This is a genomic window from Xanthomarina gelatinilytica (assembly GCF_000348685.1).
GTDB lineage: Bacteria > Bacteroidota > Bacteroidia > Flavobacteriales > Flavobacteriaceae > Xanthomarina > Xanthomarina gelatinilytica.
In genome coordinates, this window is sequence record NZ_ANLA01000004.1 from 643,503 (window position 1) to 659,978 (window position 16,476).

The window sequence follows — 16,476 nt, forward strand, 5'->3', positions numbered from 1 at the left end:
ATGTAAATACAGGGTTTCTTTTTAAAAATGAAATCATTAAAAAAAGCGACTTCAAGTCGCTTTTTTACAATTACACGGTCATAATTTCTTTTTCTTTGACTTCCAGTAAGGAGTCAATTTTTTGAACATAGGTATCCGTTAATTTTTGAACATCTGCTTCAGCATTTTTTTGAAGATCTTCAGAAACATCTGCTTTTTTTATGTCGTTATTGGCATCTTTTCTGGCGGTACGCACACTTATTTTTGCATCCTCGGCTTCTGCTTTTGCTTGTTTTGCCAAGTCACGTCTGCGCTCCTCGGTTAAAGGTGGTACGTTAATAATAATGGTGTCACCATTGTTCATTGGGTTAAAGCCTAAATTGGCAAACATGATCCCTCTTTCAATTTCCTGAAGCATGTTTTTTTCCCAAGGTTGAACCGTTATGGTTCTACCATCTGGCGTGTTTACGTTGGCAACCTGACTTAAAGGGGTTTGGGAGCCATAATAATCTACCATCACACTTCCCAACATGGCAGGACTTGCTTTGCCAGCTCTAATATTAACAAATTGTTTTTCTAGATGCTTAATGGCGGCATCCATAGATTCCTTTGCTGAGTCTAATATAAATTGAATGTCTTCGTTCATCTTTTAAAATTTATTTTTAATGGCTTTTTCAAAAAACAAGCCAAAAGTAAAAGTACGTATTATAAATTAACTTTAGTTCCTATATTTTCACCAGAAACCACTTTTAACAGATTGCCTTTTTTATTCATATCAAACACAATAATGGGCAATTCGTTTTCTTGACTTAAGGTAAAAGCAGTGGTATCCATAACCTTTAATCCTTTTCGTAGCACATCGTCAAAAGAGATATGATCAAATTTTATGGCCTTGGAATCCAATTCTGGGTCTGCATTGTATATACCATCCACTCGGGTCCCTTTTAAAATCACATCGGCTTCAATTTCTATGGCACGTAACACAGCTGCAGAGTCTGTGGTGAAATAAGGGTTTCCTGTGCCACCTCCAAAAATGACCACTCGTCCTTTTTCCAAATGTCTTAAAGCCCGTCTTCTAATAAAAGGTTCTGCCACCTCTTCAATATGGATGGCTGTTTGCAACCTGGTTGGTACACCAGCATCCTCCAGAGCACTTTGCAGCGCCAGACCATTTATAACGGTAGCAAGCATGCCCATGTGATCCCCTTGCACTCTGTCCATACCGTTACTGGCTCCAGCAACACCTCTAAAAATATTGCCACCACCTATAACTATGGCTACTTCAACACCTTTGTCTGTAATTTCTTTAATGTCTTTCGCGTACTCTGCCAAACGTTCTGGGTCTATACCGTATTGTCTGCTACCCATTAAAGCCTCTCCAGATAGTTTTAAAAGAATTCTTTTGTATTTCATGTGTTTTTTAGATGAATATCATTCCTGTTACAAGAGGAATAAAGCGTTTTGCAAAGCTACATAAATTTTTTATTTATTGAATTTTTATAAAATGAGATTTTACCAATAAAAAAACCACTACCTCTTAAAAAAGGTAGTGGTTTGATATACTAAGTAATTCTTGCTATTGCGAGAATTTATTCTCCTACTGATACACGTTTAAAACCTGTAATGGAAACATCTCCATAAGAGGCTACATATTTGGCAACGCTCATTTTCTCATCTTTAATAAAGTTCTGGTCCAATAAGCATTTTTCTTGATCTAACGTGGTGTTGTCTGAAATAAAACGTTCCATTTTTCCAGGAAGGATTCTATCCCAAATTTGTTCTGGTTTTCCTTCAGCTTTTAGTTCTGCTTTGGCAGCTTCTTCTGCTTGGGCCAATACTTCAGGTGTTAATTGTGCCATAGAAATATATTGAGGCACATTTTTTAAAGTTTTACCTAAACGTCCCAATTCAATATTGTCTTTTTCAATAACAGCAATTCTTGCTTCTGTTTCAGCAGCTATAAACTCAGGATCAAAATCTTTGTAAGATAAGGTAGTTGCTCCCATGGATGCTACTTGCATAGCAACGTCTTTTACCAAGGTTTCAGCATTGTCCACTTCTTTGGATAAACCTACTAAAGCTGCAATTTTGTTAATATGCACATATTGTCCAACGTAAGGAGCTTCTAGTTTTTCAAAAGCGGTAATGTCCAGTTTTTCTCCAATAACACCTGTTTGCTCAACTAATTTATCGGCAACGGTCATGCCTCCAAAATCAGACGCTAAAAAGTCTTCTTTAGAGTTGAAGTTGATGGCCTTTTCCGCCAATTCGTTAGCAAGGGCCACGAAGTTTTCGTTTTTACCAACAAAGTCTGTTTCACATCCTAAAACAATAGCAACACCAACTGTGTTGTCGTCGTTTATTTTAGCGATAGCAGCACCTTCAGAAGATTCTCTGTCGGCTCTTTTTTCTGCCACTTTTTGACCTTTTTTACGTAATACGTCAATAGCTTTGTCGAAATCGCCTTCTGCTTCAACTAATGCTTTTTTGCAGTCCATCATTCCTGCACCTGTAGCTTGTCTTAATTTATTAACCTCTTGAGCTGTAATTTTTACCATAGCTTCCATTATATGTTTAATATTTAAAAAAGTCGTTTAATCTATTTTCAGAAAGAAAAGAATAAACGACTTTTTAATGTGTTTTACTTAATTTTTATTCTTCCTCTTCTGTAGCTACTGCTTTCTTTTTGGATGCAGATTTTTTATCAGCCTTAGGAGCATCTTCTTTAGTTGCGTCTTTCTCAGCTTTTCTTTCTGCCAAACCACCAGCAATAGCGTCTGTTACGTAAGTTAAAATTTTGTTGATTGACTTAGAAGCATCATCGTTTGCTGGAATCACATAATCCACTTGACGTGGGTCTGAGTTGGTATCTACCATAGCAAAGATTGGAATGTTTAATTTTTGAGCTTCTGCAATCGCAATATGTTCACGTTTAATGTCTACTACAAATAATGCAGCTGGTAAACGCGTCATGTCGCTAATAGAACCTAAGTTTTTTTCTAATTTAGCACGTTGACGGTCTACTTGTAAACGTTCTTTTTTAGATAAAGAATCGAAGGTACCATCTTTCTTCATTCTATCAATAGTAGCCATTTTTTTAACAGCTTTTCTAATAGTCACAAAGTTAGTTAACATACCACCTGGCCATCTTTCTGTAATGTAGGGCATGTTGATGTTACCTGCTTTTTCAGCAACAATATCTTTAGCTTGTTTTTTTGTTGCAACAAATAAAATTTTACGTCCAGAAGCTGCAATTTTAGCAAGTGCTGCTCCAGCTTCCTCAATTTTAGCTGCTGTTTTGTATAAGTTGATAATATGGATGCCGTTGCGCTCCATATATACGTAAGGAGCCATGTTTGGATCCCATTTACGTGTAAGGTGACCAAAGTGTACACCTGCTTCTAGTAAGTCTTTTACTTCTACTGCCATTTTGTAATAGTTTACGTTCTGTTGAATTAGCAATGATTAAGTGGTTCACACCCCATGGTGTGTCGCCAAAATCATTTAGATGCTAAACTAAATCCCGACCTCTGGGTCATGGACAACAATAACTGGGTTATTTTTTTGTTTTGTTTCAACAAGATGGAAATAAAAGGTTCCATCTTGTTGAAGATGTATTAACGTTTAGAGAACTGGAACTTCTTACGCGCTTTCTTCTGACCGAATTTTTTACGCTCTACCATTCTTGGGTCTCTAGTTAATAAACCTTCTGGTTTAAGAATAGATCTGTTTTCAGGATCTAACTCGCACATAGCACGAGATAAACCTAAACGGATTGCTTCAGCTTGACCTGTTATGCCACCTCCATATACGTTTATTGTAATATCAAAGTTGCCATCATTGTTAGTCATAGCTAAAGGTTGGTTTACTTTGTACTGCAAGGTAGCAGTAGGAAAATAAACAGCCATGTCTTTTTTGTTCACGGTCATGTTCCCTTTTCCTGGGGCAACATACACACGAGCAACAGCCGTCTTTCTACGGCCAATTTTGTGAATTACTTCCATTAATTGAATTCGTTTAAGTTAATTGTTTTTGGTTTTTGAGCCTCATGTGTATGAGTTGCACCAACCACAACGTTAAGATTACGGAATAAATTGGCACCTAATTTGTTTTTAGGTAACATTCCTTTTACTGATTTCTCTACCAATCTTGCTGGATCTTTTCCATACAATTCTGTAGCAGATAAACTTCTTTGACCACCCGGATAACCTGTGTGACGAATGTAAGTCTTATCGTTCCACTTGTTTCCCGTTAAGTTGATTTTTTCTGCATTGATAACAATAACGTTATCTCCACAATCAACGTGTGGTGTGAAGTTAGGCTTGTGTTTACCTCTTAAAAGTTTTGCAACTTTAGAAGCTAAACGGCCTAGGCTTTGACCTTCAGCATCAACTAAAACCCACTCTTTTGTAACAGTAGCTTTGTTGGCTGAAATTGTTTTGTAGCTTAATGTGTCCACACTTATTAATTTTTATTAACCTGTCTGCCGACAGGCAGATTAAACATTCCTCTCTTTAAAAGAGTTTGCAAATTTACGATTATATATTTGATTACCAAATAGTGTGATGAGATATTTTTGATAACTTTGTTTATGTCTTTTTTCTAACATAATATATATTGAAAATTATTAAACCCCTATTGATGATTAAATTATTTTTTTCAGTCTTTCAGTACATTTTAAGTTTAATAAAAACGAACTTAAGTTAATTCAGTTCAATTTTTTTTAAGACTCATTAACATGAATCGTTAATCTTGGGTTAAACCCTCTTAATTTCTTGACTTCTGCCCATATTAAAGGTATCTTGAAGTAAATAATAATTAATTAAAAACACACACAAAAATGGAAAACTTAAATAGAAAGACCGTTGCAATATTAGCAACCAATGGATTTGAAGAAAGCGAATTAAGAGAACCAAAAAAAGCTTTGGAAGAAGCTGGGGCAGATGTGCATATCGTTTCTTTGGAAGCTGGAGAAATTAAAGCTTGGGCAGATGGAAACTGGAGCAATACCTATAAAGTAGACAAAACAATTGATGAAGTTTCCCAAAAGGATTACCATGCTTTAATGTTGCCTGGAGGTGTTATTAATCCAGATTTGTTGAGAAGAAACGATCAGGCAGTTGCTTTTGTAAAATCGTTTTTTGAAAATAAAAAACCTGTAGGAGCTATTTGTCATGGACCTTGGCTCTTGGCAGAAGCAGATGTTTTAAAAGGACGAAAAGTGACCTCCTACAACTCTATTAAAACCGATATTAAAAATGCAGGTGCCAATTGGGTAGATGAAGAAGTAGTCGTTGATGAAGGATTGGTTACCAGTCGCTCGCCTAAAGACTTGCCGGCATTTAATTCCAAATTGGTAGAGGAAGTTTATGAAGGCAAACATGAGATGCAAACAGCATAAGGTGTAGACATCCATCTAATAAACCAAAAAAACAGGGCGTGAATTCACGCCCTGTTTTTTTGGCTTGCCTATGTTAACATATAACATATAAGGAAATAAGCAGATGCAATTGTTAGGTATAACACCATAAGAAATACAGTCATTTTAGGGTTAAAAAGTATTATTGTAAAATAATATCAGGATTTATTTATTGATCTGTATAGCTATTTTAAGATAGGTTATATCAACGGCTAGTATATGGCTTAAGTATAGCTTAAGTATAGATAGTGTATGCAGAGTGTATGGAGAGTATATGAAACCTATACAATCCATTCGGGATTAAATAGCATTATAGTATCATAAATCAGGATGTAATTAATAACCTGTATAGTTGTTTTAGGACGGGTTTAACCATATAGATACTCCATGGATAGTGTATGAACGCCAGCGTTTTTTCCTACAAAACCGTGTTATTGTTTCATGGGATAAAAATAGTAGAAAAAAAACAGTCGCTTAATGTGCTTCCAACCAATTGTCACCAACATCTAAATCAACGTCCAAAGGCACTTTTAACTTAAAAGCAGATTCCATTTCGGTTTTAATTAAGGGTTTTATGTGCTCCAATTCAGGTTTGTAAACATCAAAAACCAATTCATCATGTACTTGTAGCAACATTTTGGTTTTGTAATGTCCAGCTTCCAGTTTTTTATGGATATTAATCATGGCTACTTTAATAATATCTGCAGCACTTCCTTGTATAGGGGCATTAACGGCATTCCGTTCGGCAGCTCCTCGAACTACGGCATTCCTGGAATTGATATCCTTTAAATAACGTCTTCTGCCCAAAACTGTTTGTACATAACCATGGTCTCTGGCAAAATCCACCTGTTTCCCAATATAGCTTTTAAGTTTTGGATAGGTTTCATAATAGGTGTCAATCAGCTCTTTCGCTTCACTCCTGGATAAATTGGTCTGGTTGCTCAACCCAAAGGCCGAAACACCATAAATAATTCCAAAATTAACCGTTTTTGCATTGCTACGTTGTTCGCGTGTCACCTCATTTAAAGGCACATTAAACACTTTGGATGCCGTAGATGCGTGAATGTCTTCGCCGTTTTTAAAGGCTTCAATCATGGTTTCTTCATCACTTAAGGCAGCAATGATTCGCAATTCAATTTGAGAGTAATCGGCTGCCAATAAAGTGTAATCCTCATTCTTTGGAATAAACGCTTTCCTAACTTGTCGGCCACGTTCTGTTCTAATAGGGATGTTCTGTAAATTGGGATTGTTACTGCTCAACCTTCCTGTTGCAGCTACCGTTTGCATATAATCTGTATGGACACGACCTGTTGAAGGTGCCACTTGTAATGGAAGAGCATCCACATATGTGCTTTTTAGTTTGGCCAAACCACGATACTCCAAGATGTGTTTTATAATGTCATGATCTTTTGCTAAGTAGGACAAAATATCCTCGGACGTAGCGTATTGACCGGTTTTTGTTTTTTTGGGTTTGTCAACCAGTTTTAATTTGTCAAACAGGATGTCTCCCAATTGCTTTGGGGAAGCAATATTAAAGGCTTCGCCAGCTTCCTTGTAAATATTGGCTTCCAAGGTTTTGATATCGCTATCCAATTGTTTTGAAAGTGTATTTAAATAAGCAATATCCAAGTTAATCCCTTCCAGTTCCATATCTGCTAGCACACGTAGTAAAGGGATTTCAATCTCGTCAAAGAGTTTTTGGGTATTGGCCTCACCTAATTCCTTTTCAAAATGTTCTTTAAGTTGTAGGGTAATATCGGCATCTTCCACAGCATATTCCGTTTGTTTTTCCAAAGGCACATCTCTCATGGAAAGTTGATTTTTACCTTTCTTCCCTATTAATTCCGTAATGGAAATAGGTGTGTAATTTAAGTAAGTTTCAGCCAAAACATCCATACTGTGCCTCATGTCTGGATTGATTAAATAATGTGCCAACATGGTGTCGAACAATTTGCCCTTAATGGTTACTTGATATTTTTTAAGAACCTTAATATCGTATTTCAAATTCTGGCCAATTTTTTCAATATTCTCATCTTCAAAAAACGGGCGCAATTGCTCTATGAGTTCTTGGGCTTCATCCTTTTTTTCAGGAAATGGTATGTAAAACCCTTTGCCTATATCCCAAGAAAAAGCAATCCCAACCAACTCTGCTTCCAACGGGTTTAAACTGGTTGTTTCAGTATCAAAACAAACGCTTTTTTGACTCATTAAATTGTTAATAAAGAGTTGGGTAGCCATTCCTGGTGCCACACTTTGATAAAAATGAGAGGTCGTTTCGACTGTGTTTCTGGTATATTCTGAAGTGGTCTCGGTTTTTGAAACTGAAGGGTCGCCACCAAACAATGAAAATTGTCCAGCTCCTGCAGACGCCTGTTCTTTTGGACTTGTTTTTTTTGGATTGTCTGCATTGGAAGCTCCCGTTGTCTTTGAAGTTGTTTCGGTTTCCGTACCAAAGGTTTTCAGAAAATTATCAATCAATCGTCTAAATTCCAATTCCTGAAAAATTTGGGTCACAGCTTCCACATCGGGTTCAGACATTTCAAAATCCTTTTCATCAAATTCCACAGGAACATCCAACATAATACGCGCCAATTCTTTAGAGAGCATGCCTAATTCTTTGGAAGCTTCAACTTTCTCCTTCATTTTCCCTTTTAGCTCATGCGTATTTGCCAATAAGTTCTCCATGCTTCCATAGGCTTGAATGAATTTTTTGGCCGTTTTTTCCCCAACCCCAGGCAAACCCGGAATGTTGTCGCTGGAATCTCCCATCATTCCAAGAAAATCAATCACTTGCTCTGGACGTTCCACTTCAAATTTTTGCTGTACTTCCGGAATGCCCCAAACTTCATAACCACCACCAAAAGATTTTGGACGATACATAAAGATGTTTTCTGAAACCAATTGGGCAAAATCTTTATCTGGAGTTACCATAAAGGTTTGATAGCCTACTTTCTCGGCTTTTTTTGCCAAGGTTCCTATCACATCGTCGGCTTCATAACCCTCTTTGACCATGATGGGAATGTGCATGGCCTTTAAAATCTCACAAATGTATGGTACAGCAATCTTAATGGCTTCTGGTGTTTCATCTCTATTGGCTTTATATTCAGAGAACATTTCCACTCTATCTGTGCTTCCACCCTTATCAAAACAAACAGCAAGATGATCTGGTCTTTCACGCTTAATGACATCTAAAAGGGAGTTCATGAAACCCATAATGGCAGACGTGTCCAGTCCTTTCGAATTGATTCTTGGGTTTTTTATAAAAGCGTAATAGCCACGAAAAATTAACGCGTAGGCATCTACTAAAAAAAGGCGTTTTTGTTCAGACATCGGATTGTTTTTGTAAGAACATCAAAGCTACAAAAAAGTTATTAGACCATATGGGTTTTTAAATCTGGAAACATCTTAATTTTTTTAAACAGTGAGTGCGTTTTGAAATTTTGGGAATAGCTGTAAAACAACATTTGTATCTAACCGCTTGAGCTCGAACAAATGGAACCCTGCTTTTAAAAGTTGTTGGATATTAAATGTCTCAAACATTTCAGTATATTTACCATAACCAATCTATTTGGCAAAACCCCAAAATTTAAAGAACAAGAATCCAGTGGGGAATTAATGTGTGCAGAGTAGAAAAACATGAACGACAATAACAACCCATATTCTCAATTGTTTCAAAAACAAAAAGCCAATCAGTTTCAGGTTGGGAATACGTCCTATAAAGAACGTATAAAAAAATTGAAACGATTAAAACACGCTTTGGAGCACACCTACAAACAAGAGATTAGGGATGCCCTTTTTGCAGATTTCAAAAAACCTCAATTGGAAACCGATTTAACTGAAATTTACCCAGTTGTAGACGAGATAAATTTCGTGAAACAAGAATTAAAGACTTGGTTGAAAAGGAAGCAAGTAGGTACGCCTTTGGCCATGTTGGGTAGCAGTTCTTATATAATTAACGAACCCAAAGGTGTTTGTTTGATTATCTCACCATGGAATTACCCCATTAACTTAACTTTTGGGCCTTTGGTGTCTGCAATTGCTGGAGGAAACACAGTGATTTTAAAACCTTCTGAAATGACGCCAAACACGTCAAAATTAATGGCTAAAATGGTATCGGCACTTTTCGATGACAATGAGATAGCCTTGGTGGAAGGGGAAGTGGAAACAGCTCAAGCTTTGTTGGAGTTGCCATTTAACCATATTTTCTTTACAGGCTCACCAGCAGTTGGAAAAATTGTAATGAAAGCTGCGTCCAAGCATTTAACTTCTGTTACTTTGGAATTGGGAGGTAAATCCCCAACCATTGTAGATGAAACTGCACATCTTGAAAAAGCTGTTAGAAAAATTGTTTATGGCAAGTGCACCAATGCAGGACAAACATGTATTGCTCCAGATTATGTGTTGCTTCAAGAGTCGTTAAAGGATGAGTTTGTTCAGCATTTTCGAAAAGAAGTAAAAGCCTTTTATTCGCAAAACCCGGAAGAATCAACATCCTACAGCCGCATTGTAAACAACAAGCATTTTGAAAGACTTAAAAACAGCTTGGATGATGCTAAAGATAAAGGTGCTTCCATTGACGCTGGAGGTGCTTTAAATCCCTCCCATTGTTATATAGAACCAACTTTGGTAAGTGAACTAACTGAAGATACTAGCTTAATGCAGGAAGAGATTTTTGGGCCAATTTTACCATTAAAAACATTTAAAACGCTGGAGGAAGCTGTAAACTACATCAATTCAAAAGAAAAACCCTTGGCCCTTTATATTTTTAGCAAAAGCAAAAAGAATACAGATTATATTATTAACAACACAAGAGCTGGTGGTACCTGCCTGAATCATAATTTATTGCAGTATTTGAACCACCATTTACCGTTTGGGGGTTCCAATAACAGTGGTATTGGTAAATCGCATGGCTATTTTGGGTTTTTGGAGTTTACCAATCAACGCTCGTTGTTAAAACAACATACTCTTGGAGCAGTCGATTTGCTAAAACCGCCTTATACCAATTGGAAACAAAAATTGGTGGATCTAACCATTAAGTGGTTTTAACATGTTTCTTATTCTCTAGCTATCACGTTTAAAGGTCTTCTTGCTAGAACCCTTTCAGTTGAATTTAGGTTTTTTTTAAAACCCAAATGTTTATTCACAGGCCTGAAAAAGAAAATCTTAACAGATGGTTAAATTTTTTTTTAAGCAGATGTTAATGGGTGAATTCAATTATCTTTGAACAAAATTTGCATGTTATGCGTTGGGTACTTTTTACTATTGTTTACATTTTTTTGGTGGTTTATGGTTTTCAGGCCATTAAAACACTTACCAAAAACAAATGGATTCACATAGCATTTATTGGACTTGCACTTTTGGTTGTGGGTAATTTTGTTTTTGAATTTGCCATTGCCACTAACGAGAAAGTTTTAACACAACCTAAAAGCGAAGCATTTGGGTTTTTGTTGGCTTTCATGTCTTTTAGTCTAGTGATTGCACCTATTTTGTTCAGTGAAGATCTCGTTAGGTTTTTTGCAGGAGTATACCATAAATTCAGTCCATCAAAAAAAAATTTTCATGTGCCTTCCAGAAGGAAATTTATAAGCCAAATAGCTTTGGGCATTGCTGCCATCCCTTTTTCTTCTTTGCTTTATGGCATGTTTAAAGGAAAATACGATTTTAGGGTCTTAACGTACAAATTGTATTTTGATGATCTGCCCCAAGCCTTCGATGGCTATAAAATCACCCAAATAAGCGATATCCATTCCGGAAGTTTTGATGATAGGGAAAAAATCGAATATGCTGTAAATTTGGTCAATGAGCAAAAATCCAATGCCATATTTTTTACTGGAGACATGGTAAACAATAAAGCATCCGAAATGTTACCTTGGAAAGATGTATTTAGCAAGCTAAAAGCTGCAGACGGAAAATTTTCAGTTTTGGGGAATCATGATTATGGCGATTATGTGGATTGGGGAAATGAAGAAACCAAGCGTAGAAATTTAGAGCAATTAAAAGATATTCAAAAAGATATGGGTTTCGATTTGCTTTTAAACGAAAGTCGTTTCATTGAAAAGAATGGGGAACGTATTGCTTTATTAGGGGTTGAAAATTGGGGAAGAGGGCCTTTTAAAAAAGCTGGCGATTTAAAAAAAGCAGCTCAACATATTGAAAAAGAAGATTTTAAAATTTTATTGAGCCACGACCCTTCTCATTGGGAAGATGTGGTCATTTCAGACGATTATAAGTACCATTTAACATTGAGTGGTCATACACATGGCATGCAATTTGGCATAGAAATTCCAGGTTGGGTAAAGTGGAGCCCTATTAAGTGGCGTTATAAATATTGGGCTGGCATTTATAAGGAAATGGGTCAATACATAAACGTTAACAGAGGGTTTGGGTATCTGGGTTATCCAGGAAGAGTAGGCATTTGGCCAGAAATTACCGTTATTGAACTTAAAAAAGGAAAAGCTTTAACTTAATAAAAAAAAGACGGGTTTTGAAATTACCCAACCGTTGGAACTCACTATTTATAAGGCATGTATACAAAATATGAAAAAAATACGTAGGTTTGTATATAATCATTTGACTTAAAACTTTAAAAGTATGTCAAAATTTGGGGAACTAATAGATGTAGATATTCCTGTTTTACTTGATTTTTTTACTGAATGGAATGAACAATCTACTGCCATGCATCCTGTTTTAAGAGATGTCGCTGCTGCCTTGGGAGACAAAGCAAAAGTTATAAAAATTGATGTGGATAAAAACAAAGAACTTGCCGAAGCCTTAAGGGTAAAAGGCTTGCCAACATTGATTATTTATAAAAATGGCGAAATGAAATGGCGTCATAGTGGTGAACAAGATGCCAACACGTTAATTGGGATTATCCAAGAGTACGTGTAACATCAAAAAACATCTGGATTCAACGACTTGAATGTATAGCCTTGTTTGCTGAAATGTTCAAGCACTTTTGGCAAGGCATATTGCATGTTTTCTGAAGCTTTTTCACTGTCGTGAAACACTACAATACTTCCTCTTTTAACATTTTTAATGACATTTTTCACACATTTTTCTTTTGTGGTTTTCAAGCTCCAATCCAAAGCTAAAATACTCCACATAATGATTTTGTAATCCAACGCCATTAATCTTCGGCCTTGTGCTTTGGTTATTCTTCCATAAGGCGGACGGAAGAGATTGTTGGTCGTTGATTGATGACCCGCCCGAACCTGCCTTCTCGGTTCGGGCTGGTTGTTGTTTTTTGACCCGCCCGAACATGCCTTCTCGGTACGGTCGAGTTTTTGAAGCTGAAAATCAATAATATCTTGAGTTCGTTTTACATTTTCCACATAAGCCTCAGTTGTGGTTTTCCAGCCTGTAGGATGATTGTAAGAATGATTTCCCACCACATGACCTCTTTTAAGTATTTCCTGAAAAATATCTGGATGCTTTTCAATATTGTTTCCTATACAGAAAAACGTGGCCTTAGCTTGATACTCATCCAACATATCCAAGGTCCAATTGGTAATTAATGGCGTAGGCCCATCATCAAACGTGAGGTATAGAACCTTTTCCTCTGTGGGTAAATTCCAAGTGTATTTTGGAAACAGTTTTTTTACAAACAGAGGAAGTTTTGCCGGAATGAATTCCATGACTTAGTTATTTAAATCCAATAACATGCTATCCAATTCTTTTTCTTGTTGGAAATCTAGGTTTGGTTGAGGTTCCTGTTCGTAGTCGTCTCCTTGGTAAAAGTGACTGAATAGATTTAAATAGTTGGTAAACACTTTGGCTTCCTCTTTATAAAAATCTGTATCGTATTCTTGCAATACATTTAAAATGCCTTTGTAACGCTCTATATCCGTTAGGATGTCCTCTATTAGTTTGTATTGGCTTTCTACGTCCAATTTACTGAAATAGCTAAGGTTTTCCTGATATTTTATAGAAACATCTTTAAACAGCTGTTGTGCTTTCTCTTCAGATCCAACTTCGTAATAAATACCAATATAAGGCTCCAATAGGGTGTAATATCCAAAGAGTTCCACTGGCATGTTTTCCATGGCAATATCTGCAATTTCCTCAGCTTTTGTTAATTTTTCATCATTGATTAGTTGCTCTGCTAAACGTGCTAAATTCCCTCTATAGGTTATGGAGTTTTTACGGGTTTCTGTATCATGATAGATGTCTGGGCTGCCACTATTCCCCCAATCCCAATTCACTACTTTTTCGTACATTAAATCGGCATCCACACGTCCCATGTCAAATGGGTTAGCTCTATCTACTGGTGTTTTAATAGGCACCAATTTGTAGCACATGCCATCTAGCTGCAAATAATCTTTCATCCAGATATAATCTTCATTGCTAAACGCACCACCTGTAAAGTAAATAGGACGTTTCCAATCGTTATTGGCCACAATATCCAACATTAGAAGCCTGTTTTTATAAATAGCATTGTCAGTAATTTTAACATCCAAAAAATCCACCATCTCATCGGCATCCTTCTCTTTTACAATGCCAGATGCTAACGCATTTTCCTTGTTAACAGGAACTCTAATGTTCTCTACAGGAAAATAGTTGGAGTTTACCAATTGCGATGGGTAAAAGCTTGTGTCTTCGCCTTGTTGTTCTAAAATATACTTGAATTTGGTCCTAGGATTATCGCTAGTAATAAAATCCATAAAATCCTGAATCAACATGGTGTCTTTAGAAATCTCTCTTTTCATGATATAATCCCTGGTGCCATATCTATATTGATCATGTCTTAACTTAGTAGGGATTGGGTCGCTTTCATAAGCTTTGCGTTTCATTTGGTCTATGTACCAATCTGTTTGGAACAAACTAGTGTTAACCACACGAACATCGGTTCTGTAGCCTTCTATTTCCTGGGCATACCAAAGCGCAAAGGTGTCGTTATCTCCAATGGTAAATAAGATGCCGTTTTCGGCACATGAGTCCAAATACATTTTTGCCATGGCTCTGGCTGTATATTTTCCGGACCTGTCATGGTCGTCCCAATTGTTTGCCGCCAAAATTCCAGGTACCAAAGCCAAACAGGCTAGGGTAATGGCAGGAGCTAGAAATTTGGAAGAGGCATATTTGTTTAGTATGTCATATAAAGCATATACACCAAAACCTATCCACATGGCAAACACATAAAAAGAACCTACAACAGAGTAATCCCTTTCCCTTGGCTCAAAAGGTCTTACATTGGTATAAAATTGGATGGCCAAACCTGTAAATAGGAAAAACACCAACATGGTCCAAAATAGTTTTTTGTCTTTTTGGTACAAAAAGAATAAGCCAATAAGCCCTAAGATAAGAGGTAAAAAATAATACGTGTTTCTGGCTTTGTTGTTTTTAACATCGCTTGGTAAATTGTCCTGAGATAAGCCCAAATGCCACTCGTCTATAAACTTTATGCCACTTAACCAATTTCCATGGTTATCGTATCTCCCTTGTATGTCGTCTTGTCTTCCAACAAAATTCCATAAAAAATACCTCCAATACATATACCCTAACTGATATTCCAGCATGTAAGCAATATTGCTTCCCAAAGATGGTTTTTCAACATTGATATATTGTCCAAATTGTTTTAAAAAATCATGGTAATCCTCATAATCAACCAATCCTTGAGCCACATTGTTTTTAAACTCGGCTACAGCAGCTCTCAGTTCGTTTTGCATTTGGTATTCAGGTTTTATTTTGAAATCCAAATATCCAGAAAACAACATGTAATTCGTAGCGTTTTCTTGGCTCCACATACGAGGTAAGATAGAGGCATGTTCGTGATTATAGTTTTGTTTGGCATTTTTCCAATCGTTTATAATGACATATTTCCCAGTCTCATAGTCTTTTTCGTAATTGGGCTTATCGTCCACATAAGGTTCGTTTTCATCCAATCCAGAATATTGATCGGTAAACAAAGGGCCGTAAAACAAATGTGTTTCCGGATACTGTTCTAGGTTATAATATGCTAATAATTCTCTGGCATCAGATGGGTCATTTTCGTTAATTACTACATTAGCATTCGCACGAATAGGCAGCATTAACCAGGAAGAAAACCCGATAAAAATAAACATCAAACATAAAATAGCTGTGTTTAAATGAGTGTAATTCTTGTCCCTGGTATATTTTATGCCAAAATAAAAAGCAGCAATCAAAACAAGACCAGCTATAATGGTTCCAGAGTTAAAAGGCATTCCTATTGAGTTGACAAAGAAAATTTCAAAGGCACTGAAAATCTTTAAGGCATTTGGTAATAACAATTTAAATATAAAAAGTAAAATGGCAACTGAAACCACATTTGCAACAATGAAGTTTTTAACTGTAACTGTTTTGTAGTTTTTAAAATAGTAAATCAATCCAATAGCAGGAATGGTTAAAAGTCCCATAAAATGCACACCAAACGAAAGTCCTATGATAAAGGCAATAAGAATCAGCCATTTGTTTCCACGCGGCTTGTCCATATCTTGTTCCCAACGCAGTCCCAAATAAAACAATACAGACATGATTAGGGTTGCCATGGCATATACTTCGGTTTCAACGGCATTGAACCAAAATGAATCTGTAAACGTAAAAGCCAAACTTCCAACTAAGGCGCTTCCAAGTACAGCAACTTGTTTTGATGTGGTAAACTCACCATTTAATGTTATTATTTTTTTAAGAAGCAAGGAGATGCTCCAAAACATAAACAAAATAGTAAAAGCACTGGCAACAGCACTCATTAAATTCATAACTAATCCTATTTGGCTAGGTTCCAAGGCAAACATAGAAAAGAACGCGCCAAACATTTGGAATAATGGAGCACCAGGAGGATGTCCAACTTGTAATTTAGAGGAGGTTAGTATGTATTCCCCAGCATCCCAAAAACTTACAGTTGGCTCTACAGTTAAGCTATAGGTTGTTAATGCAATTAAAAAGGAGAACCATCCCAAAAGTGTATTCCATTTTTTAAAGCTGAAGTGTGTCATAGATTCTATGTTTGTTAAAGAGGCGAATTTAACAATAATTATGTTATCAGAAATGTTTTTAAGGAAACGTTAAGCATTTTGAAAATATTTTCTTTGAAAAATACTTGCGCAAACAAAACTTTGTTT

Annotated in this window: 13 protein-coding genes; 4 read left to right on the forward strand and 9 right to left on the reverse strand. The window is 36.4% G+C overall.

Going from position 1 to position 16,476, the window contains the following annotated elements; all coding sequences use genetic code 11:
• Positions 1-70 precede the first annotated feature (70 nt).
• From frr to rplM, 6 genes are all read right to left on the reverse strand, one after another.
• The gene (gene frr, locus D778_RS03515) at positions 71-625 is read right to left on the reverse strand and encodes a ribosome recycling factor (protein WP_007647729.1); all 555 of its coding nucleotides are present in this window, start codon (positions 623-625) and stop codon (positions 71-73) included.
• Positions 626-684: 59 nt separating this feature from the next.
• A complete protein-coding gene (gene pyrH / locus D778_RS03520; protein ID WP_007647731.1) occupies positions 685-1,392 on the reverse strand; it encodes a UMP kinase in 708 nt (235 codons plus the stop codon).
• A gap of 176 nt (positions 1,393-1,568) precedes the next feature.
• Positions 1,569-2,537 carry a translation elongation factor Ts gene (gene tsf, locus D778_RS03525; protein WP_155949866.1) on the reverse strand — a complete coding sequence of 323 codons (969 nt, stop codon included), beginning with the start codon at positions 2,535-2,537 and terminating at the stop codon, positions 1,569-1,571.
• 94 nt (positions 2,538-2,631) lie between these two features.
• Positions 2,632-3,408, reverse strand: a complete 777-nt coding sequence (gene rpsB, locus D778_RS03530) for a 30S ribosomal protein S2 (RefSeq protein WP_007647735.1) — start codon at positions 3,406-3,408, stop codon at positions 2,632-2,634.
• A 188-nt stretch (positions 3,409-3,596) separates the two neighbouring features.
• Positions 3,597-3,983 carry a 30S ribosomal protein S9 gene (gene rpsI, locus D778_RS03535; protein WP_007647737.1) on the reverse strand — a complete coding sequence of 129 codons (387 nt, stop codon included), beginning with the start codon at positions 3,981-3,983 and terminating at the stop codon, positions 3,597-3,599.
• Entirely contained in the window at positions 3,983-4,438 is a 456-nt protein-coding gene (gene rplM, locus D778_RS03540; protein WP_007647739.1) for a 50S ribosomal protein L13, read from the reverse strand. Before rplM ends, rpsI begins: the two co-directional genes overlap by 1 nt.
• A 381-nt stretch (positions 4,439-4,819) precedes the next feature.
• Between rplM and D778_RS03545 the strand changes: the two genes are divergently transcribed.
• Complete coding sequence (locus D778_RS03545) at positions 4,820-5,380, forward strand: type 1 glutamine amidotransferase domain-containing protein (RefSeq protein WP_007647741.1); 561 nt, start codon at positions 4,820-4,822, stop codon at positions 5,378-5,380.
• A 492-nt stretch (positions 5,381-5,872) separates the two neighbouring features.
• Here D778_RS03545 and polA read toward each other — a convergent pair whose 3' ends face one another.
• Entirely contained in the window at positions 5,873-8,728 is a 2,856-nt protein-coding gene (gene polA / locus D778_RS03550) for a DNA polymerase I (RefSeq protein WP_007647743.1), read from the reverse strand.
• 306 nt (positions 8,729-9,034) lie between these two features.
• Here polA and D778_RS03555 point away from each other — a divergent pair, with 306 nt between their 5' ends.
• From D778_RS03555 to D778_RS03565, 3 genes are all read left to right on the forward strand, one after another.
• Positions 9,035-10,444 carry an aldehyde dehydrogenase family protein gene (locus tag D778_RS03555; RefSeq protein ID WP_007647749.1) on the forward strand — a complete coding sequence of 470 codons (1,410 nt, stop codon included), beginning with the start codon at positions 9,035-9,037 and terminating at the stop codon, positions 10,442-10,444.
• 194 nt (positions 10,445-10,638) lie between these two features.
• On the forward strand, positions 10,639-11,865 hold the full coding sequence (locus tag D778_RS03560; protein WP_007647751.1) for a metallophosphoesterase: 1,227 nt from the start codon (positions 10,639-10,641) through the stop codon (positions 11,863-11,865).
• A gap of 124 nt (positions 11,866-11,989) precedes the next feature.
• Positions 11,990-12,286, forward strand: a complete 297-nt coding sequence (locus tag D778_RS03565) for a thioredoxin family protein (protein WP_007647753.1) — start codon at positions 11,990-11,992, stop codon at positions 12,284-12,286.
• A gap of 2 nt (positions 12,287-12,288) precedes the next feature.
• Here the strand turns inward: D778_RS03565 and D778_RS03570 are convergent, their stop codons facing one another.
• A complete protein-coding gene (locus D778_RS03570; protein WP_007647755.1) occupies positions 12,289-13,032 on the reverse strand; it encodes a polysaccharide deacetylase family protein in 744 nt (247 codons plus the stop codon).
• Between the two features lie 3 nt (positions 13,033-13,035).
• Positions 13,036-16,350: a glycosyltransferase family 117 protein gene (locus D778_RS03575; protein ID WP_007647763.1), complete on the reverse strand. Its 3,315-nt coding sequence runs from the start codon at positions 16,348-16,350 to the stop codon at positions 13,036-13,038.
• Positions 16,351-16,476: the final 126 nt, after the last annotated feature.

Excerpts from the sequence above, each read along its gene's own strand:
- rpsB (WP_007647735.1), bottom strand. The coding sequence starts at position 3,408 with ATGGCAGTAGAAGTAAAAGACTTACTAGAAGCAGGTGTACACTTTGGT.
- D778_RS03565 (WP_007647753.1), top strand. The coding sequence starts at position 11,990 with ATGTCAAAATTTGGGGAACTAATAGATGTAGATATTCCTGTTTTACTT.
- D778_RS03555 (WP_007647749.1), top strand. The coding sequence starts at position 9,035 with ATGAACGACAATAACAACCCATATTCTCAATTGTTTCAAAAACAAAAA.
- pyrH (WP_007647731.1), bottom strand. The coding sequence starts at position 1,392 with ATGAAATACAAAAGAATTCTTTTAAAACTATCTGGAGAGGCTTTAATG.
- D778_RS03570 (WP_007647755.1), bottom strand. The coding sequence starts at position 13,032 with ATGGAATTCATTCCGGCAAAACTTCCTCTGTTTGTAAAAAAACTGTTT.
- D778_RS03560 (WP_007647751.1), top strand. The coding sequence starts at position 10,639 with ATGCGTTGGGTACTTTTTACTATTGTTTACATTTTTTTGGTGGTTTAT.
- polA (WP_007647743.1), bottom strand. The coding sequence starts at position 8,728 with ATGTCTGAACAAAAACGCCTTTTTTTAGTAGATGCCTACGCGTTAATT.
- D778_RS03545 (WP_007647741.1), top strand. The coding sequence starts at position 4,820 with ATGGAAAACTTAAATAGAAAGACCGTTGCAATATTAGCAACCAATGGA.
- D778_RS03575 (WP_007647763.1), bottom strand. The coding sequence starts at position 16,350 with ATGACACACTTCAGCTTTAAAAAATGGAATACACTTTTGGGATGGTTC.
- tsf (WP_155949866.1), bottom strand. The coding sequence starts at position 2,537 with ATGGTAAAAATTACAGCTCAAGAGGTTAATAAATTAAGACAAGCTACA.
- rpsI (WP_007647737.1), bottom strand. The coding sequence starts at position 3,983 with ATGGAAGTAATTCACAAAATTGGCCGTAGAAAGACGGCTGTTGCTCGT.
- frr (WP_007647729.1), bottom strand. The coding sequence starts at position 625 with ATGAACGAAGACATTCAATTTATATTAGACTCAGCAAAGGAATCTATG.